Origin of the sequence: Methylobacterium sp. B4 (genome assembly GCF_003201865.1) — a bacterium.
In the GTDB taxonomy this organism is placed as follows: domain Bacteria; phylum Pseudomonadota; class Alphaproteobacteria; order Rhizobiales; family Beijerinckiaceae; genus Methylobacterium.
The window spans coordinates 94037-111655 of sequence record NZ_QJJJ01000011.1 but is presented as its reverse complement, the minus strand read 5'-3'; the positions used below and the strand labels follow the sequence as shown (position 1 = coordinate 111655).

Here is a 17619-nt window from a genome sequence, read left to right as displayed (position 1 = left end):
TTCTGCGCGAGGCCGAGCCGGGATCCTTCCTCGGGGCGGTCCCTCGGGAGGGGCTGCCGCGCGTCAGGCTTGCGCCGCTAGATCACCGCCGTCTCGCGCTTCGCCCGCCGCCCCGCCGTCTCCTGCAGCACCCGCGCCAGCTCCGCCGCCGAGTAGGGCTTGCGTAGCAATTCGAAGCCGTGGGCGTCGTCCTGGGCCAGAACGTGGCTGTAGCCGGAGGTGAGCACCACCGGCAGGGTCGGGTAGCGCTCGCGCAGGAGGCGGGCCAGGGCGATGCCGCCCATGCCGGGCATCACCACGTCGGAGAAGACGGCGTCGAAGGCGTCCTCGGCGCGCTCCAGTTCCTCCAGGGCGGCCTCGGCGTTCTCGGCCCAGACCGGGCGGTGGCCGAGTTCCTCCAGGATCTGCGTGCAGAAGCGCCCGACTTCGAGGTTGTCCTCGACCACGAGGATCGCGAGGCGCGCCGTCTCGCCCGTCTCCGGCCTCGGTTCGGTGAGGGCAGGGGCCTGCGCGGGCGCGGCGACCTGGGGCAGGAAGAGGGTGAAGCGCGTGCCCTCGCCCGCGCGGCTCCTCACGTCCACGTCCCCGCCCGACTGCTTGGCAAAACCGATCACCTGGGAGAGGCCGAGGCCTGTGCCCTTGCCCACTTCCTTGGTGGTGAAGAACGGCTCGAAGATGCGCCCGAGATCCGCCGCGGCGATGCCGCTGCCGGTATCGGAGACGGAGACCGCGACGAAGGGGCCTCTCGCCCCCGCATGGCCGCGGATGGGCGGCATCGGCGCGCCGCCGTCGAGATGCAGGGTGAGCCGGCCCTCGCCGTCCATGGCGTCGCGGGCGTTGACGGCCATGTTGACGAGCGCGGTCTCGAACTGGCTCGCATCGGCCCGGACGTAGCAGGGCTCGCCGGGCAGGTCGGTCACCACGCGGATGCGCGCGCCGGTCACGGAGTCGAGCATCTCGCAGATGCTGCGCAGCCGCTCGCACACGTCGAAGGTCTCGGGTTTGAGCGCCTGGCGCCGGGCGAAGGCGAGGAGCTGGCCGGTGAGCTTGGCCGCCCGGTCCACGGTGTCGGAGACCGCGTCGAGGTAGCGGCCCTTACGCTCCGGGGCGAGATCCGGCCGGCGCAGGAACTCCACCGAGGAGCGGATGATGGTGAGCAGGTTGTTGAAGTCGTGGGCCACGCCCCCGGTGAGCTGACCCACCGCCTCCAGCTTCTGCGACTGGCGCAGGGCATCCTCGGCCAGCCGCTGCTCGGTGATGTCGCGGCCGAAGCCGTAGAGCAGGCCGTCGGCGGGCACGAAGGTCCAGAGCACCCGGCGGGCGCCGCCCTCCTTGGGCAGGCAGCTCAGTTCGAGATCGGCCGAAGCGCCCGCCACGAGCCGCTCCAACGTGTGGCCTGCCGTCTCGCGCTCCTCGGGAGCGAAGAATTCGGAGACGAGCCGTCCGACCGTCTCCTCCGGCGACCAGCCCAGAGCCCGGCTCCACGAGGGGTTCACCGCCTCGATCCGTCCGTCGGGCAGGGCCACGACCTTGAGGACCGGCGAGAGCGTCCAGACCCGGTCGCGGTCGCGCCTCTGCGCCACCACCTCCGCCTCCAGGTCGGCGGTCTTGGAATGGAGCAGGTGTTCGACGCGGCGCCGGGCGGTGATGTCCTGGAACAGGACCGCCACCTGCCGCCGCTCGGGCGGCTCGATGCGGAAGGCGGCGAGTTCGAGGTAGCGGCCCGTGGCGACGAGCTCGCGCTGGAAGCGGATCGGCCGGCCGGTGCGCAGCACGCCGCCGTAGAGCTCGACCCAGCCGTCGGCCTCGTCGCCGACCATCGCGCGCAGGCGCTGCCCGACCACGTTCTCGATGCCGGCATGCTGCGCGTAGGCGCGGTTGGCCTCCACGTGGACGTAGTCGCTCAACGGCCCATGGGGACCATCGAGGAACTCGATGACGCAGTAACCCTCGTCCATCTGCTCGAACAGCGTGCGGTAGTGCTGCTCGCTCTCGGCCAGGGCCGTGCGCTGTGCGCGCTGCTCGGTCACGTCCCGCACCACGCCCGAGATCCGCACCGGCCGGCCGTCGGCGTCGCGCTCCACCTCGACGGTGCGGGCGAGCCAGCGGAACGCGCCGGTGGCGCGGTTGCGCACGCGGTAGATCACCTCCCGCGCCGCCGGCTCCTCGGGCGAGGGCAGGGCCGCGGCATCCTCCGACGCGATCCGTTGCGCGAAGACCGAGAAGGGATGGCTCTCGCACGCGTCCAGGCCGTGAAGGCGGCAGAAAGCGGGGCTCGGATGCAGCACGCCCGCGCGCAGATCGAGGGTGAACATGCCGATCCCGGCAGCGTCCTGCGCCCGGGCGAGATGGTCCTGCGCCGCGCGGAAAGCGTCACGAGCCGGGTCGGCAGAGGTTTCGCCCGCTCGCAGGCGCACCAACTCGGCTTCCAGCTCCTCGATGCGGCGATACGGGCTCTCGGTCATGCTCACAGTCGGGAGTGTAACACGCCACGGGACGGCGCAAGCGCGACCGTTTAACCGAACCGTCGCATTTCCGCTGCACCCGCCACCTTACGATGACGCACGATCGAGCTCCGGATAGTGCCGGAAGATGCCCTGCTCATCGAAGGGCAGGCGTCGGTCGCTGGCGCGGTAGGCCGCGATCCGCGGCAGCGCCCCGACACGGGCCGCGTGGGCGGCGACCCGCGGCGTCTGCTCCAGGGCGCGGCCGGCCGCGTTCGGAAAGGCGTAGCGCAGGCCCTCGACGAGGTGGAACAGGGAGGTATCGGCATAGCTCAGCGCGGCGCCGGCCAGATGCTCCGGACCCGCCGGGTTGCGGGCGAGCACCCGCTCGAACCAGCCCAGGAACTTCGGCATGCGGCCCTCGCAGAAATCGTCCGCGCGCCGCCGCGCCTCCGCCTGCTGCTCCTCGTAGGTGAGGCTCGCGGCGATCGGATGGTGGGTGTCGTCGGCTTCCGCCACCATGTCGGCGATCGTCAGCTGGATCTGGTGCGTCCAGATCCGGTCGGCCTCGCTCGCGCCGACGAGGCCGAGGCGGGGGCCGAGATAGAGCAGGATCGCCGCGGTCTGTCCGATAACGAGATCGCCGTCCCTGAGCAAGGGCGGCGCGAAGGGCGGGCGCAGCGGCTCGTCCTCCAAGCGGTCCATCATGGCCTCGATGCCGCCGCCCTCCGCCTCGGGCAGGCGGGCGACATCGACGTAATCCGCGCCGGCCTGTTCGAGGGCAAGCCGCACGAACTCGCCGCGCCCGGGGATCATCGGCCAATAGTGGAGTTCGTAAGCCATGGTGCCGTCCTGCCGCGACCGGCTCTACCAGCCGTCGCGTTCCGCGCGGTCCGGCGCGCGCCCCTGGGGTGTCAGGGCGTCGATCACGCCGGGCAGGGCCTGGGCGAGCTGGGCCAGCAGATCCTCGCGCTTCAAGCCGGTCTCGCGGCTGAGATCATCGACCGTGCCGGGGCCGAGGGCGTCGGCAAGGCGGTTCGGGGGGATCTCCCGGTTGGGACCTTGAGCGATCCAGGAGCCGATCACGTCGCCGAGCCCGCTCCGCTCGAAGCTCTGGATCAGGCCGTCGAGCCCGCCCGCGACGGGGCCGCCCCCGTCCTCCGGCTCCCGGTCGAGGCCGGCATAGGGGCCGTCCCCCGGCGAGCGGCTGCCGGACGCACCGCCGGGGCCGTCGAGCATGCCGGCGAGGTCGCCGAAATCACCCCCGGACAGGTCGTCCCGCGCCAACGGCTCGCCGCGCCGGCCCTGGCCGAACCCGCCAAGATCGCCGTCATCCGCTCCCGGGCCGGAGTGAGGATTCCCCTCGGGCTCGCCACGTCCGCGCCCGAGAATGTCGCCGAGCCCGCCGCTTGCACCCTTCGCCAGCAGCAGCATGAGCAGCGCCTTGACCACGGGCGAGGCCAGCGCCCCGCCGCGCCCGCCCCCCAGAACCTGTCCCACGACGCCGCCGATGACTTGATCCAGCAGACCCATGCCCGTTCTCCCGCAGCTCTCGCTCGATCGCCCGGCGGCGCGGGCCCGAGACGGCTTCCATGCGTTCCGTCTCCCGTGATCCGGGGATCACGGGATGCGCCGGGCGGTCGAGGCCCCGCGCGGTGATGCGGCCTAGTTCTCCAGGCTCGAGCGGAAGGACTTGGACAGGTGGTCGCTCGGATTGGTGAGGGTTGTCTTGCCGCTCATCCTCTTGCCGTCCGTCCTCTTGCCGTCCGCCACCACCGAGGTCGTGGACCGGATCGCGCTCGGCGGCGAGACGTTGGCGGTCGGACGCTCGGCGGCGCGGTCGTTGCCCCGCACGGTGTCCGTACCCGAGGGCAGGGTGCCGGCGGTGGGCTGATCGTTGGGATTGGCCACGCTCTGGGCGAGGGCGGGCGCCGCGCTCGCCGACAGGATCAGCCCGCCGAGAAGGGCGCCCGCGGCGGCGCGGCGGCGTGAGGACAGGACTCGCATGGCTTCGGCTCCGTCGGCTGCGCCGCCGCCGCGCGGGCGGAAGCGGGATCTGAGGAGCCAATCCCCGTCCAGCGGCCGAGGTTCCGCAATGGGCGGGTGGTCTTGCCCCCCGGTTCAGCCGCGCTTGCGCCCGCCACCGCCCTTGTAGCGGGGCTTCTGGCCGCCGAGCCCCTGCGTCGAGCGGGCCTTGGGCCGCTCCTGCCAGGGCACGGCGTCGGCCGGCAGCTCGCGATCGGTGCCCGGGCCCATGTTGTCGAGGGTGGGCTTCGAGATGCGGCTGCCCTTCTGCCCGTAACGCCCGGCCTCGCGCTCCACGTCGGCCTGACGGGCCATGGGGTCGTCGGAGACCATCAGCTCGGTCGCCTGGAGGCGCTTCAGCTCGTCGCGCAGCCGCGCGGCCTCCTCGAAGTCGAGATCGGCGGCCGCCGCACGCATCCGCTTCTCGAGGTCGGCCATGACGGCCTTGAGATTGTGCCCGACGGTGATCGCGTCCTTGGCCAGCCCCGTATCGACGCGGACGTGGTCGCGCTCGTAGACGCTCTCCAGAATGTCGGCGATGCCGCGCTTGACCGATTGCGGCGTGATGCCGTGCTCCTCGTTATAGGCGAGCTGCTTCTGGCGGCGCCGCTCGGTCTCGGCCATCGCCCGCTCCATCGAGCCGGTGATGTTGTCCGCGTAGAGGATGCAGCGGGCCTCCGCGTTGCGGGCCGCGCGGCCGATGGTCTGGATCAGCGAGGTCTCGGAGCGCAGGAAGCCTTCCTTGTCGGCATCCAGGATGGCGACGAGCGCGCATTCGGGGATGTCGAGGCCCTCCCGCAGCAGGTTGATGCCGATGAGGACATCGAATGCACCCAGCCTCAAGTCGCGAATGATCTCGATGCGCTCCAGGGTGTCGATGTCGGAGTGCATGTAGCGCACCCGCACCGAGTTCTCGTGCAGGTACTCGGTCAGGTCCTCGGCCATGCGCTTGGTCAGCGTGGTGACCAGCGTGCGGTAGCCGGCCTGGGCCACGGCGCGGACCTCGCCCAACAGGTCGTCCACCTGGGAGCGGGCCGGGCGGATCTCGATCACCGGATCGACGAGGCCGGTGGGGCGGATCACCTGCTCGGCGAAGACGCCGGCCGTGCGCTCCATCTCCCACTTGGCCGGGGTCGCCGAGACGTGGACCGATTGCGGGCGCATCGCGTCCCATTCCTCGAACCGCAGGGGGCGGTTGTCGAGACAGGAGGGCAGGCGGAAGCCGTACTCGGCCAGCGTCGCCTTGCGCCGGAAGTCGCCCTTGTACATGCCGCCGATCTGCGGAACCGTGACGTGGCTCTCGTCGGTGAAGACGAGGGCGTTGTCGGGCAGGTACTCGAACAGGGTCGGCGGCGGCTCGCCGGGCTTGCGGCCGGTGAGGTAGCGCGAATAGTTCTCGATGCCGTTGCAGGCACCCGTCGCCTCGATCATCTCGATGTCGAAGGTGCAGCGCTGCTCCAGCCGCTGCGCCTCGATCAGGCGGCCCATCCGGGTCAGCTCCTCGACGCGGAGCTTGAGCTCCGTCTTGATGCCCTTGATCGCCTGCTGGAGGGTCGGACGCGGCGTGACGTAGTGCGAGTTCGCGTAGACTTTGACGAACTTCAGCTCGTTGAGCTTCTTGCCGGTCAGGGGATCGAACTCGACGATGGATTCGATCTCGTCGCCGAACAGGCCGATGCGCCAGCCGCGATCCTCCAAGTGGGCCGGCCACAGCTCGATCACGTCGCCGCGTACCCGGAAGGTGCCGCGGGCGAAGTCCGACTGGATCCGCTTGTACTGGAGCGCCACGAGGTCGGCGATGAGCTGGCGCTGCTCGATCCGCTCGCCGAGCGACACGGTGAACGACATCGCCGTGTAGGTCTCGACCGAGCCGATACCGTAGATGCACGAGACCGAGGCGACGATGATGACGTCGTCCCGTTCCAAGAGGGCGCGGGTGGCCGAGTGGCGCATCCGGTCGATCTGCTCGTTGATCGAGGATTCCTTCTCGATGAAGGTGTCCGAGCGCGGGACGTAGGCCTCGGGCTGGTAATAATCGTAGTACGAGACGAAGTACTCGACCGCGTTGTCGGGAAAGAAGCTCTTGAACTCGCCGTAGAGCTGCGCGGCCAGCGTCTTGTTCGGCGCCAGGATCAGGGCGGGGCGCTGCGTCTCCTCGATGACCTTGGCCATCGTGAAGGTTTTTCCGGAGCCCGTAACGCCGAGCAGCACCTGATCGCGCTCTGCCGTCCTCACGCCCTCGACCAGGGCGGCGATGGCGGTGGGCTGGTCGCCGGCGGGCGTGAACTCGGATTTCAGCGTGAACTTCACGCCGCCCTCGGACTTGGCCGGCCGCTCCGGACGGTGCGGCACCCAGGCCTCGCCGTTCTTGAACAGCGGGTTGCCCTCGGTCAGGAGCCGTTCCAGCGCCTCGACGGTGGCGGAAACACCCTCGGTGGCGAGCGAGGGCGCGTCGTCCTGCGGCGCGGCTTCGGGTGCCGGTCCGTCGTCGGGCGGGATCAGGCCGAGCGCCTGGGCCAGCCGCGGATCGACATCGGCGGCGTCCCCGATGGCGAAGCCCGCCTGCGGCGCCTCGGCGAAGCCGTCCTGCGCGATTTTCTTGTAGGCCTTGGCCTCACCCTTCTGTCCGCGTCCCTTCCGGGGCGGCTCCGGCACGGGCTCGACCGCCTTCGGGCGGTTGCGGTTGAGGGCCGGGTTGAGCAGCGCGGCGAGATGTTCGTCGAGCGGCATCAGCTCGGGCCGGTCGGCCTTCGCCGCCGTCTTCGAAGTCGTTTTCGAAATCGTCTTCGGGGTCGCCTCGGCCGATGCTTTGGCCGGGCTCACGCGCGGTGTCTTGGGTGCGGGCATGGCGGCAATATGGGCTCGTCGGGCGGTCTCAGGAAGAGTTCGGAGAGCCCAAGATCGACGATGCTTGCGGCTGATTTAGGCCCAGGCCAGCGTCCGACCGTTCTCATAGCAGGGAGACCGTCATGAAAACGGTCAGCCTCCGCGAGGCCGAGGCGGATCTGTCGCGGCTGATCGAGGCGGCGTCGGGCGGTGAACCGTTCGTGATCGCCGAGAACGGACGGCCCGTGGTCCGGGTCGTGCCCGCAGACGTCGAGCCGCCGCGGAGGCCACGCCTCGATTTCCTCGCCGGGCAGGTCTCGGCGCCGAACGACAAGGCATCACGCTCCTGACCTCCGGCGCACTCGTCGGCCGCTATCCTGGCCCAATCCGGCGTGTCTGATCGCTCTTACCAGCGCAAAGCCGCCGGCAGATCCCGCTCCCAGGCGGGTTCGCCCGCGAACCGATGCGCCAGAAACTCCACGAAGGCGCGCGTCTTGGCCGGGCGCCGGCCCGGCGGCATCAGGGCGTGGATCGGCAGGACCGGGGAGGGGACGCCGAAATCGAGGAGGACGAGCGTTCCCGCCCGCAGGGCCTGCGCCACCAGAAAGGTCGGCTGGTAGATCAGCCCGAGGCCGGCCACGGCCGCGGCCGTCAGGGCGGCGCCGTTCGGCGCCCGCAGGTTCCCCGAGACCGGGTAGGCCTGCTCGCCGAAGCGCCAGCCACTGGAATCCGACAGGGTGTAGCCCAGGCAATTGTGGTTCTTCAGTTCCTCGGGCCGGCGCGGCATGCCGTGCCGCTCGAAATAAGCGGGCGCGCCGCAGACCACGAGGCGGCTGGATGTAAGACGCCGGGCGATCAGCCCTGAATCGGCGAGGGTCCCGATCCGCACGGCGAGATCCCACCCCTCCTCGATCAGGTCGACCCGCCGGTCGTTGAGCCCGAGTTCGATCGTCAGGGCCGGATGCGCGGCGGAGAACGCCGCGAGTGCCGGGGCGATCTCCCGCACGCCGAAGGAGAGCGGCACGTTGAGCCGCAGGGTGCCGTGGGCCTCGACCCCTTCGGCACCGACCGCCGCCTCCGCCTCGTCGATCTCGGCGAGGATGCGCTCGCAGGCCTCCAGATAGGTTCGGCCGGTTTCGGTGAGCGTCAGGCGGCGGGTCGTCCGATGCAGCAGCCGCGTACCGAGCCGCGCCTCCAGGGCCGCGACGTGCTTGGTCACCCCGGTCTGCGACAGGCCGAGCGCCCGCCCGGCGGCCGAGAAGCTGCCGAGTGCGGCGACGCGGCGGAAGACCTCCATTCCCGTCACGCGGTCGAGCACGACAACCTCACACTCTCAGAGTGAGGTGAATGGCAGCGAACGCGGATTATCGCAATCGCGCGAGAAGGGCATGGTCCGGTCACCGCAAAGGCCGCGACCGCGGCGCATCTTCGAGACGAGCATGACCGACACCCGCACTGCCCCCTACGCCGCCCTGCTGCTGCGGCTCACCCTCGGCGGCCTGTTTCTGGCCCATGCCGGGCTGAAGCTGTTCGTGTTCACGCCCGCGGGCACCGCCGCCTTCTTCGGCTCGCTCGGCCTGCCGCCCGCCTTCGGCTACGCGGTGATCGCTGCCGAAGCCGCCGGCGGCCTCGCCCTGATCCTCGGCCTCTATGCCCGCTTCGTCGCCCTGGCTCTGGTCCCGATCCTGATCGGCGCCATCGTCACCGTGCACGGCGCCAACGGCTTCTTCGCGCAGAATCCGGGCGGCGGCTGGGAGTTCGCCGGCTTCTGGGCGATCATGCTGCTGGTCCAGGCCGGGCTCGGCGACGGCGCCTACGCCCTGCGGCGGGCGTGAAACGGAACCCATCGGGAGAGGGACCATGAGCGAACCGATCCATCCCGGTACCCGCATCGGCCACGTTCACCTCAAGGTGGCCGATCTCGAACGGGCCCTGGACTTCTATTGCGGCGTGCTCGGCTTCGCTCTGATGCAGCGCTTCGGTGCCCAGGCCGCCTTCGTCTCGGCCGGCGGCTATCACCACCATATCGGCCTCAACACCTGGGAGAGCGCGGGCGGCACCCCGCCGCCGCCCGGCACGACCGGTCTCTACCACCTCGCGATCCTCTACCCGACCCGGGCGGCGCTGGCCGACGCGCTGCGCCGGGTCGAGGCGGCCGGCCTCCCCCTCGACGGGGCCAGCGACCACGGCGTGTCCGAGGCGCTGTACCTGCGCGATCCGGACGGAAACGGGGTCGAACTGTACCGCGACCGACCGGAGGCCGAGTGGCCGCGGGACGGGCGGGGCGATCTCGCCATGGTCACCCGCCGGCTCGACCTCGTGGGCCTGCGGGCGGACGCCTGACGCTTCCCAGCTTGACGGCTCTGCGGCCGCGTGTACTTTGCAATGCAAAGTTCGTCCGGCGCGGGAAGACCAGCTCCATGCGTGACACTCACGGCGACCTCGACCGGGCGCTCGCCGACATCGTGGCGATCCGGATGCAGATCGCCCGGGACACGGCCTTCCGCGGCCTCGGCGCGGCGACGTTGGCCGCGACCGGCATCCTCGCCCTCGTCGTCGCGGGGGGGCAGGCCCTGCTCTTCGACGACCCGACGGCCCGGCCGGTCGCCTTCTTCGGACTGTGGATCGCCGCCGCCGTCACCGCCTGCATCCTGATCGGCTTCGAGGCGGTGCGCCGCTCGCGCCAAGTCCATTCGGGCCTTGCCGACGCCATGGTGTTCAACGCCATCGAGAGCTTTCTGCCCGCGGGCGGGGCGGGACTGTGCCTCGGGCTCGTCTTCGCCCGCTTCGCGCCGGACCAGCTCTGGATGCTGCCCGGCCTCTGGCAGGTGCTGGTCGGGCTCGGCCTGTTCGCCTCCGCCCGCATCCTGCCCCGCACCGTTCCGCTGGCCGCCGCGTGGTACCTGCTCGCCGGGCTGGCGGTGCTAGCGCTCGCCAGCGAGACGCGCCACCTCTCGCCGTGGCTGATGGGCCTGCCCTTCGCGGTCGGCCAGGGGCTGCTCGCAATCCTCATCCACCGCCAGTCCGGTCACGGCGAGGGCTTGGCCGACGGGTGCACCGACGGAGACGCCGATGCCGACCTCTGAGCGGCCCGAGGCCCGCTTCTCCTACGAGGGGCTCGACCGGATCATCCACGAGCGGGCGCGGCTCTCGGTGCTGACCTCCCTGGTCTCGCATCCCCGCGGCCTCGCCTTCCCCGACCTCAAGCGCCTGTGCGGGCTCACCGACGGCAATCTCAGCCGCCACCTCGCGGTGCTACAGGAAGCCGACCTCGTCAGCCTGGAGAAGGGCTACGACCAGAACCGCCCGCAGACCCTCTGCCGCCTGACGCCCTCCGGGCGCACCCGCTTCCTCGATTATCTCGGGGTGCTGGAGCAGGTGGTGCGCGACGCCGCCAAGGCCGCAGGCCGACCGGAAAAGAGCGCGGGCTCGCAGACCCCGGCCGGCCGAAGCCAGCCGGCCGAGGGCGAACGTCCCACCGGCCACAACCGATCCGGACTCGCCGAACCCGCCTGACTCGGCGGGAGACCTTCGAACCCCGACCCGCCGACCTCCTCCACCATCCTCATCCCACCATCCTCAACCCACTGCCTTCCGCCGTCCGGAGACTTTACGATGCAAAGCCCTCTCGATCGCAGATCCGGTCTCCACGCGGCGATCATCATGGACGGCAACGGCCGCTGGGCCGGCAGCCGCGGCCTGCCCCGAAGCGCGGGTCACCGGGCCGGGGTCAAGACGATCCAGCGGGTGGCCGAGGCCGCACCGGATCTCGGCATCGGGACGCTCACCCTCTACGCCTTCTCCAGCGACAACTGGCGCCGCCCGGCCGAGGAAGTCGGCGGTCTGATGCGGCTGCTGCGGGCTTATCTGCGTAGCGAGACCGAGCGGCTCGCCCGCACCGGCACGCGACTCTCGGTGATCGGCCGCCGCGATCGGCTGCCCGCGGGCATCCCGGAGGCGATGGTCCGCGCCGAGGCCGCCACCGCCTCCGGCGACCGCCTGCACCTGCGCATCGCCGTCGACTACTCCTCGCGCGACGCCATCCTCGCGGCCGCCGCCCGTCTCGGCCCCGAGGGCCTCAGCCGCGAGGGCCTGACCTGTGCGCTGGGCGCGGATGGCGACGTCGACCTGCTGATCCGCACGGGCGGCGAGAAGCGCCTCTCCGACTTCCTGCTCTGGGAGGCGGCCTATGCGGAGCTGCACTTCACCGACCGGATGTGGCCGGATTTCAGCGCCGCCGACCTTGCCGCGGCGGTCGGCGACTTTGCCGCCCGCGACCGGCGCTTCGGGGGTTTGAATCGGCCCGGCCTGCCCGAAGCCGCCTGAGGCCAGCGCTGGACGAAGCCGCGGACGGCGCCACATGCTCGGGTTCGACCCCGCCACGAAGCCTCGAAGAGCACCATGCAGGCCGATCCGAACGCCGCACCGCCGGCTCTCGACGACGAGACCCTCGCCTTCGCCGCCCGCGTCTTCCAGTATGCCCGGATGGGCCATGCCGACGAGCTGGCCGAGCTGTTCGGCCAGGGCCTGCCGGCGAACCTGCGCAACGACAAGGGCGACAGCCTCTTGATGCTCGCCGCCTATAACGGCCAGGAGGCGGCCACCCGCGTCATCCTGGAGGCCGGGGGCGATCCCGAACTCGCCAACGACCGGGGCCAGACGCCGCTCGCCGGGGCGGCCTTCAAGGGCGACGCGTCCATCGTCCGGCTGCTGCTGGAGCGCGGCGCGCAGGTCGACGGGGCGGGCGACGGCAGCCGCACGGCGCTGATGGTGGCGGCGATGTTCGACCGCACCGAGATCGTCGAGCTGCTGCTCGCCCACGGCGCCGACCCGGGCAAGCGCGACGCCTCCGGGATGAGCGCGGCCGACATGGCCCGGCAGATGGGGGCGAACGACACCCCGAGCCAGTTGGAACGGGCGCAAGGGGGCTGACCGGTTCCGGCGGAGACCGCCTCGTGTAGGATCGAAGCGCGCGCCGGGCGCGGGTCCCGGGCGTGAAAAAGCCGGGAGGAACGCGATGCCGGAGGCGGTCGGGGCGATCGACCAGGGCACGACGAGCACGCGCTTCATCGTGTTCGACCGGCGCGGGACGATCCTCGCGCAGGCCCAGCGCGAGCACGAGCAGATCTTCCCCCGTCCCGGCTGGGTCGAGCACGATGCGCGGGAGATCTGGCGCAACACCCACGCGGTGATGCGCGAGGGGCTGGCCCTGGCCGGGCTCGCCCCGGCGGATCTGGCCGCCATCGGCATCACCAACCAGCGTGAGACCGCCGTGCTGTGGGACCGGCACACCGGCGAGCCGCTGCACAACGCCATCGTCTGGCAGGACACCCGCACCGACCGGCACGTGGCCGCGCTCGCCCGCGACGGCGGCCGCGACCGCTTCCGCGCCGTCACCGGCCTGCCGCTGGCGAGCTACTTTTCGGCCTCCAAGCTCGCGTGGCTGCTCGACCGTGTTCCGGGCGCGCGGGCCAGGGCCGAGGAGGGCAACGCCCTGTTCGGTACGATCGATTCCTGGCTGGCCTGGAACCTCACCGGCGGCCCGCAGGGCGGCCTGCACGTCACCGACGTGACGAATGCCAGCCGTACGCAGCTGATGTCGCTGGAAAGCCTCGACTGGGACGAGGCCATGCTCGGCGTGTTCCGCATTCCCCGGGCGGTGCTGCCGCGGATCGTCTCCTCCAGCGGCGTTCTGGGCGAGGCCCGCGAACCATTTCCCGGCGTGCCCGTCGCCGGCATCCTCGGCGACCAGCAGGCGGCCCTGTTCGGGCAGACCTGCTTTGCCGCGGGCGAGGCCAAGAACACCTACGGCACCGGCTGCTTCGCCCTGATGAACACCGGCCCAGAGCCCGTCGCCTCGACGGCCGGGCTCGTCACCACGGTCGCCTACCGGCTCGCGGACCAAGCGCCCGCCTACGCGCTGGAAGGCTCCATCGCCATCACCGGGGCCCTGGTGCAGTGGCTGCGCGACAATCTCGGGCTGATCGGCGCCTCGAACGAGATCGAGGGGCTGGCCCGCAGCGTCGAGGACAATGGCGGCGTCTACGTGGTGCCGGCCTTCTCCGGCCTCTACGCCCCGCACTGGCGCGACGACGCCCGCGGCCTGATCATCGGGCTCACCCGCTACGCCAACAAGGGCCACATCGCCCGCGCCTGCCTGGAAGCGACCGCCTACCAGACCCGCGAGGTGCTGGAGGCGATGGAGCGCGATTCCGGGATTCCCGTCGCGGAGCTGCGCTGCGACGGCGGCATGACGGTCAACGACCTGCTGATGCAGTTCCAGGCCGACATCCTCGACCGGCCGACCCTGCGCCCCAAGGTTTCGGAGACGACGGCTTTGGGCGCGGCCTATGCGGCCGGCCTGGCGACAGGTTTCTGGCGCACTCTCGAAGATCTCAGGGACAACTGGGCGGTCGACCGGCGTTGGCATCCGCATCTCGATGCGTCCGAGCGCGGCGCGTTGTATGCCGGTTGGAGCCGGGCGGTGGAACGTTCGTTCGGATGGTTCGAGGAGGACGCTTGATGGGTGCTCGGATACGCTCGCTACGGACGGTTCTCCTGGCGGCCGCGATGGCCCTGCCGCCGCTGGCCGCCGGCCTCGCCCCGTCCGCCGCGATCGCCGCGCCGGCCGCCGCCTATCCCGGCCAGCGGGAGGGCGACCATGTCGTCGAGAACTTCAAATTCGCCAGCGGCGAGAGCCTGGATAAGCTCAAGCTGCACTACACCACCCTCGGCACGCCCCATCGCGGCCCGGACGGCGAGATCGACAACGCCGTGCTCGTCCTGCACGGCACCACCGGCACCGGAAAGAGCTTCCTCATTCCGACGCTCGGTCCCGAACTGTTCGGCGAGGGTGCGCCGCTCGACGCGCGCCGCTGGTACGTGATCCTGCCCGACGGGATCGGCCGCGGCGGCTCCTCGAAGCCCTCCGACGGGCTCAAGGCGCGCTTCCCCCGCTACGGCTACGGCGACGTAGTGGAGGGCCAGTACCGGGTCGTCACCGAGGCGCTCGGGGTCAAGCACCTGCGCCTCGTGCTCGGCACCTCCATGGGCGGGATGCAGGCCTGGATGTGGGGCGAGCGCTATCCCGGCGCGATGGACCTGATGATGGCGGTGGCGAGCCAGCCGATCCCGGTGAGCGGGCGCAACGCCCTGTGGCGGCGCCTGCTGATCGAGGGCATCCGCACCGATCCCGCCTGGAAGGGCGGCGAGTACACCGAGCAGCCGCGCAACTTCGAGCGCATCCTGCCGATCTTCAACATCATGACCGAGAGCGTGCTCGGCCTGCAGAAGCAGGCACCCAGCCGCGCGGCCGCCGACAAGACCTACGACAAGATGGTCGCCGGCTACGAGAACAAGGCCGACGCCAACGACTGGCTCTACTGGTTCGATTCCTCCTACGACTACGATCCTTCGCCGGATCTGGAAAAGATCACCGCCAAGGTGCTCGCGGTGAACTTCGCCGACGACGAGCTGAACCCGCCCCAGCTCGACGTGATGAACGCGGCGATGGCCCGGGTGAAGGACGGCCGCTTCGTGCTGGTGCCGACCTCGACCGAGACGCATGGCCACCAGTCCCTGCGCTTCGCCAAACTGTGGAAGAGCCATCTCGCCGAGTTCCTGGGGCATCCCAAGACGGCGACGCAGGGCAAAGACTCCCCGGAGGGCCCCGGCCCGCAATAGGGCTGCGGCCGAACGGAGGGCCATCCGCGACCGTTGTCGCGAGCGGCCTGTCGCGATCGGTCGGTCGTTTGGCAGGAAACGCCGCGGCCGCGGGCTGGAACACGGCCGGCGCGCCGGGTTATGTTTGTATCGGCAAAACGAAAGGGAGCGCTCGAATGCCTGACCGGTCCGCGATCGAGGCGACGAAGGGGCGGCGTCACGCCCGCAGATCGCCGCTTCGCTCCTGGCAGAGCGAGCCTTCGCAGGAGATGGTCCGGCGCGCCGCGTTCAACCGGTTTTCCTACAGCGGCGGCTATGATGGCTACGAAGGGCGCATGATGCTGACGCCTGAGGCGAAGGCCGAGGCGAGGGCCCGTCCCGCCGCCCCGGAGCCGATGCGGCGCGCCGAGGGCGGACGCGCGGGCGAGGCCGAGCGCTAAGTCTCAGGGGGCGGATCCGGCGCCCCGGCGGCGAGGGGATGTCCAGCCCGACGGGCCGAGCGGAAAGCCCGATCACGGCTTACGAAGGCGGTGGACCTGCCATGTCAGCATCATGCTCGACGCCATCAGGGCGGCGTAGAGCAGCTGAAGGAGCAGCGGGTTCTCGTGCATCGGCTCGGTCCTGCGGAGGCGCCCGAAAAGCCGAGTTGCCCGCAAATACCGGGCCAACATCCTTAGACCTGTGTCGAACGATCCCTCTCCGAGGGCCGGCCCATCGGCCATGCGGCCGGCTTGCGCCTTGCTGGAGGCAGCGCGACCGGGTAGGCCCTACGACACCGTCGCGGCGGACGGCGCGAAGGCCTTGGCCGAGAGCAGGCGCGTCAGGGTCGCGAGCAGGTCGGTCTGGGTGATGATCCCCAGGATGCGCCGGTCCTCGGCGACGACCACGACCGCGTGGGTGCGGCCGTCGGTCAGGGCATCGGCCAAGCCGATGACCGGCTCGTCCGGTCGCGCCGTGCGGGCCTCCGACATCAGCTCCGTGATACCGGCTTTGCCGTGGAGCGTCAGTTCCCGCAAGCCGACCGTGCCGAGGAGGCGCCCGGCCTCGTCGACCACCGGCAGCGTCCGGATGTTGTGGGCCATCAGGAGCTTGCGTACCTGCTCGACGCTGTCGCCGGGCCGGATGGTGACGACGTCGCGCGACATGATCTCGTCGCAGGTGAGATCGCCCTGCGTGCGGACAAGCGCCTGATGCTCGACCTGCCGAAGCAGGCGGTCGAGATCGGCGCGGTCGATGTCCAGCGTCTCGTGGAAGGCGACCAGGGCCGCGTCGACATCCTCCGGCCGGAAGCCGACGCGGAGCGGGGCGGGGAGATCCGCGGTCCCGTGCGTGTTGACCGGCGCCGGGGCCGGGACGTGCGGGTAGTTGCGGCGGGAGATCTTGTGGAAGGCGATGCCGAGCACGACGAGGATGATCGAGTTCAGGCAGACTGGGAAAAGGGGGAACGTGAACCCGGCATTGGTGACGGCCGGGCCGCCGATCAGCGCCGTCAGGGCGGCGGCGCCGCCGGGCGGGTGGAGGGACCGGGTCAGCGACATCGCCGCGATGGCGAGCGAGACGCCGACGCCGATCGCGATCACCGGATCCGGAATCAGGTGGGCGGCGAGCACCCCCATGAAGGCGGAAATCGTGTTGCCGCCGATGACCGACCAGGGCTGGGCGAGCGGGCTCGCGGGCACGGCGAAGATCAGCACCGCGGACGCGCCCATCGGCGCGACGATCAGCGGGATGTGCGGACCTTCCCCGAAGAACCAGCCGCAGATCAGGCCGGTCAGCGTGATCCCCGCGAGCGCGCCCAGGCAAGCGATCAGACGCTCGCGGAGGGTCGCGCCCGCCAGGATCGGCCTGAACAGCTGGAACCTGGGCGGTTTTCCAGCGCGCTGTTCCGGGCTCACGGTGTCGGGCATTCCCGGCCTGTCCTTCGCTCGATCGAGCCGCTCCCGACGGCGCACGCTCCCCTGAGTGGAGGCTCCGCCCGGCGGCCCGAGGCTCTGGTATACAAAATACAGATTGACGGAATCGGGCCGGAATTGCAACGCGCTTAGGCACTCTGCCCGCCCGCGAGGCAAGCTCGGGCGCTACGCCGTCCGGGCTGCGTCATGCTCCGCCCAGGCCGGCCGCTGGGTCGCGCGGGCCAGCAAGGTCGAGCCCACCATGGCGGCAAAGAGGCTCTGCAGGCGCGCCTCCGCTTCGGCCGTGCCGTCACCCTCCGCGCCTTCGGCGAAGGTCTCGAACAGCGTGCGGACGCCCTCGCGAAAACTGCGCTGCACGGGATCGCCGGAGTTCCGGCGCGCGGCGTCGGGCGCAAAGGCGATCATCGGGCAGGTCCGGTTCGGGGGCCGGACGGCAGCATAGTGCTCGGCGATCGCGGCCGCGGCGCTCCGGCCTTCCCGTGCCGCCTCACGCGCCACGCTCCGCCAGCTGTCGACCGCGTTCGCGAAGGCGAGGGCGCAGGCCTCCGCGGCCAGCGCATCCTTGCTCGGAAAATGCCGGTAGAACCCGCCCTGAGTCAGCCCGGCGGCCTTCATCACATCGGCGATACCGACCGCCTCGACGCCCCGCGCACGGAACAGGTCGCTCGCGACCTGCACGATGCGGGCGCGGTTCTCGTCGGCCTGAGCCCGGCTCGATCGCCCCATGACGCTTGTCCAAAAATAGAGGT

18 protein-coding genes are annotated in these 17619 nt (G+C 70.9%); 10 read left to right on the top strand and 8 right to left on the bottom strand.

Translation table 11 applies throughout. The features are described 5' to 3' along the window. Positions 1–77: 77 nt before the first annotated feature. The 5 genes from BY998_RS15145 to uvrB form a co-directional block, all read right to left on the bottom strand. Positions 78–2465 carry a PAS domain-containing protein gene (locus tag BY998_RS15145; RefSeq protein WP_110352443.1) on the bottom strand — a complete coding sequence of 796 codons (2388 nt, stop codon included), beginning with the start codon at positions 2463–2465 and terminating at the stop codon, positions 78–80. Positions 2466–2552: 87 nt separating this feature from the next. After that, a complete protein-coding gene (locus BY998_RS15140) occupies positions 2553–3287 on the bottom strand; it encodes a glutathione S-transferase (RefSeq protein ID WP_110352442.1) in 735 nt (244 codons plus the stop codon). A gap of 24 nt (positions 3288–3311) precedes the next feature. Further along, on the bottom strand, positions 3312–3977 hold the full coding sequence (locus tag BY998_RS15135; protein WP_110352441.1) for a YidB family protein: 666 nt from the start codon (positions 3975–3977) through the stop codon (positions 3312–3314). Positions 3978–4109: 132 nt separating this feature from the next. Then, positions 4110–4451, bottom strand: a complete 342-nt coding sequence (locus BY998_RS15130; RefSeq protein WP_110352440.1) for a hypothetical protein — start codon at positions 4449–4451, stop codon at positions 4110–4112. 114 nt (positions 4452–4565) lie between these two features. After that, positions 4566–7316, bottom strand: a complete 2751-nt coding sequence (uvrB, locus tag BY998_RS15125) for an excinuclease ABC subunit UvrB (protein WP_110352439.1) — start codon at positions 7314–7316, stop codon at positions 4566–4568. A 122-nt stretch (positions 7317–7438) separates the two neighbouring features. On the opposite strand from uvrB, the gene BY998_RS15120 reads away from it, so the two are divergent. Continuing rightward, positions 7439–7645 carry a type II toxin-antitoxin system Phd/YefM family antitoxin gene (locus tag BY998_RS15120; RefSeq protein ID WP_110352438.1) on the top strand — a complete coding sequence of 69 codons (207 nt, stop codon included), beginning with the start codon at positions 7439–7441 and terminating at the stop codon, positions 7643–7645. A 56-nt stretch (positions 7646–7701) separates the two neighbouring features. On the opposite strand, the gene BY998_RS15115 is transcribed toward BY998_RS15120, so the two are convergent. Further along, entirely contained in the window at positions 7702–8613 is a 912-nt protein-coding gene (locus tag BY998_RS15115) for a LysR family transcriptional regulator (RefSeq protein ID WP_110352437.1), read from the bottom strand. 121 nt (positions 8614–8734) lie between these two features. Between BY998_RS15115 and BY998_RS15110 the strand changes: the two genes are divergently transcribed. From BY998_RS15110 to BY998_RS15070, 9 genes are all read left to right on the top strand, one after another. Next, positions 8735–9130, top strand: a complete 396-nt coding sequence (locus BY998_RS15110) for a DoxX family protein (RefSeq protein WP_110352436.1) — start codon at positions 8735–8737, stop codon at positions 9128–9130. A gap of 25 nt (positions 9131–9155) precedes the next feature. Beyond that, positions 9156–9638 carry a VOC family protein gene (locus BY998_RS15105; RefSeq protein ID WP_110352435.1) on the top strand — a complete coding sequence of 161 codons (483 nt, stop codon included), beginning with the start codon at positions 9156–9158 and terminating at the stop codon, positions 9636–9638. A gap of 77 nt (positions 9639–9715) precedes the next feature. After that, complete coding sequence (locus BY998_RS15100; protein ID WP_110352434.1) at positions 9716–10381, top strand: hypothetical protein; 666 nt, start codon at positions 9716–9718, stop codon at positions 10379–10381. Further along, complete coding sequence (locus BY998_RS15095) at positions 10368–10811, top strand: transcriptional regulator (protein WP_110352433.1); 444 nt, start codon at positions 10368–10370, stop codon at positions 10809–10811. Before BY998_RS15100 ends, BY998_RS15095 begins: the two co-directional genes overlap by 14 nt. 99 nt (positions 10812–10910) lie before the next feature. Beyond that, the gene (locus BY998_RS15090) at positions 10911–11621 is read left to right on the top strand and encodes a di-trans,poly-cis-decaprenylcistransferase (RefSeq protein WP_110352432.1); all 711 of its coding nucleotides are present in this window, start codon (positions 10911–10913) and stop codon (positions 11619–11621) included. Positions 11622–11696: 75 nt separating this feature from the next. Beyond that, complete coding sequence (locus BY998_RS15085; RefSeq protein WP_110352431.1) at positions 11697–12227, top strand: ankyrin repeat domain-containing protein; 531 nt, start codon at positions 11697–11699, stop codon at positions 12225–12227. An 85-nt stretch (positions 12228–12312) separates the two neighbouring features. Beyond that, a complete protein-coding gene (glpK, locus tag BY998_RS15080; protein WP_110352430.1) occupies positions 12313–13818 on the top strand; it encodes a glycerol kinase GlpK in 1506 nt (501 codons plus the stop codon). After that, positions 13818–14978 carry an alpha/beta fold hydrolase gene (locus tag BY998_RS15075; protein ID WP_110352429.1) on the top strand — a complete coding sequence of 387 codons (1161 nt, stop codon included), beginning with the start codon at positions 13818–13820 and terminating at the stop codon, positions 14976–14978. The genes glpK and BY998_RS15075 overlap by 1 nt, the downstream gene beginning before the upstream one ends. Positions 14979–15133: 155 nt before the next feature. After that, positions 15134–15397 carry a hypothetical protein gene (locus BY998_RS15070; RefSeq protein ID WP_110352428.1) on the top strand — a complete coding sequence of 88 codons (264 nt, stop codon included), beginning with the start codon at positions 15134–15136 and terminating at the stop codon, positions 15395–15397. Positions 15398–15724: 327 nt separating this feature from the next. Here the strand turns inward: BY998_RS15070 and BY998_RS15065 are convergent, their stop codons facing one another. After that, positions 15725–16864: an HPP family protein gene (locus BY998_RS15065; protein ID WP_181425534.1), complete on the bottom strand. Its 1140-nt coding sequence runs from the start codon at positions 16862–16864 to the stop codon at positions 15725–15727. A gap of 171 nt (positions 16865–17035) precedes the next feature. Beyond that, entirely contained in the window at positions 17036–17596 is a 561-nt protein-coding gene (locus tag BY998_RS15060; protein WP_110352427.1) for a TetR family transcriptional regulator, read from the bottom strand. Positions 17597–17619: the final 23 nt, after the last annotated feature.

Coding starts and splice junctions, on each gene's coding strand:
- BY998_RS15145 (WP_110352443.1), bottom strand. CDS start 2,465: ATGACCGAGAGCCCGTATCGCCGCATCGAGGAGCTGGAAGCCGAGTTG.
- BY998_RS15140 (WP_110352442.1), bottom strand. CDS start 3,287: ATGGCTTACGAACTCCACTATTGGCCGATGATCCCCGGGCGCGGCGAG.
- BY998_RS15135 (WP_110352441.1), bottom strand. CDS start 3,977: ATGGGTCTGCTGGATCAAGTCATCGGCGGCGTCGTGGGACAGGTTCTG.
- BY998_RS15130 (WP_110352440.1), bottom strand. CDS start 4,451: ATGCGAGTCCTGTCCTCACGCCGCCGCGCCGCCGCGGGCGCCCTTCTC.
- uvrB (WP_110352439.1), bottom strand. CDS start 7,316: ATGCCCGCACCCAAGACACCGCGCGTGAGCCCGGCCAAAGCATCGGCC.
- BY998_RS15120 (WP_110352438.1), top strand. CDS start 7,439: ATGAAAACGGTCAGCCTCCGCGAGGCCGAGGCGGATCTGTCGCGGCTG.
- BY998_RS15110 (WP_110352436.1), top strand. CDS start 8,735: ATGACCGACACCCGCACTGCCCCCTACGCCGCCCTGCTGCTGCGGCTC.
- BY998_RS15105 (WP_110352435.1), top strand. CDS start 9,156: ATGAGCGAACCGATCCATCCCGGTACCCGCATCGGCCACGTTCACCTC.
- BY998_RS15100 (WP_110352434.1), top strand. CDS start 9,716: ATGCGTGACACTCACGGCGACCTCGACCGGGCGCTCGCCGACATCGTG.
- BY998_RS15095 (WP_110352433.1), top strand. CDS start 10,368: ATGCCGACCTCTGAGCGGCCCGAGGCCCGCTTCTCCTACGAGGGGCTC.
- BY998_RS15090 (WP_110352432.1), top strand. CDS start 10,911: ATGCAAAGCCCTCTCGATCGCAGATCCGGTCTCCACGCGGCGATCATC.
- BY998_RS15085 (WP_110352431.1), top strand. CDS start 11,697: ATGCAGGCCGATCCGAACGCCGCACCGCCGGCTCTCGACGACGAGACC.
- glpK (WP_110352430.1), top strand. CDS start 12,313: ATGCCGGAGGCGGTCGGGGCGATCGACCAGGGCACGACGAGCACGCGC.
- BY998_RS15075 (WP_110352429.1), top strand. CDS start 13,818: ATGGGTGCTCGGATACGCTCGCTACGGACGGTTCTCCTGGCGGCCGCG.
- BY998_RS15070 (WP_110352428.1), top strand. CDS start 15,134: ATGCCTGACCGGTCCGCGATCGAGGCGACGAAGGGGCGGCGTCACGCC.
- BY998_RS15065 (WP_181425534.1), bottom strand. CDS start 16,864: ATGCCCGACACCGTGAGCCCGGAACAGCGCGCTGGAAAACCGCCCAGG.
- BY998_RS15060 (WP_110352427.1), bottom strand. CDS start 17,596: ATGGGGCGATCGAGCCGGGCTCAGGCCGACGAGAACCGCGCCCGCATC.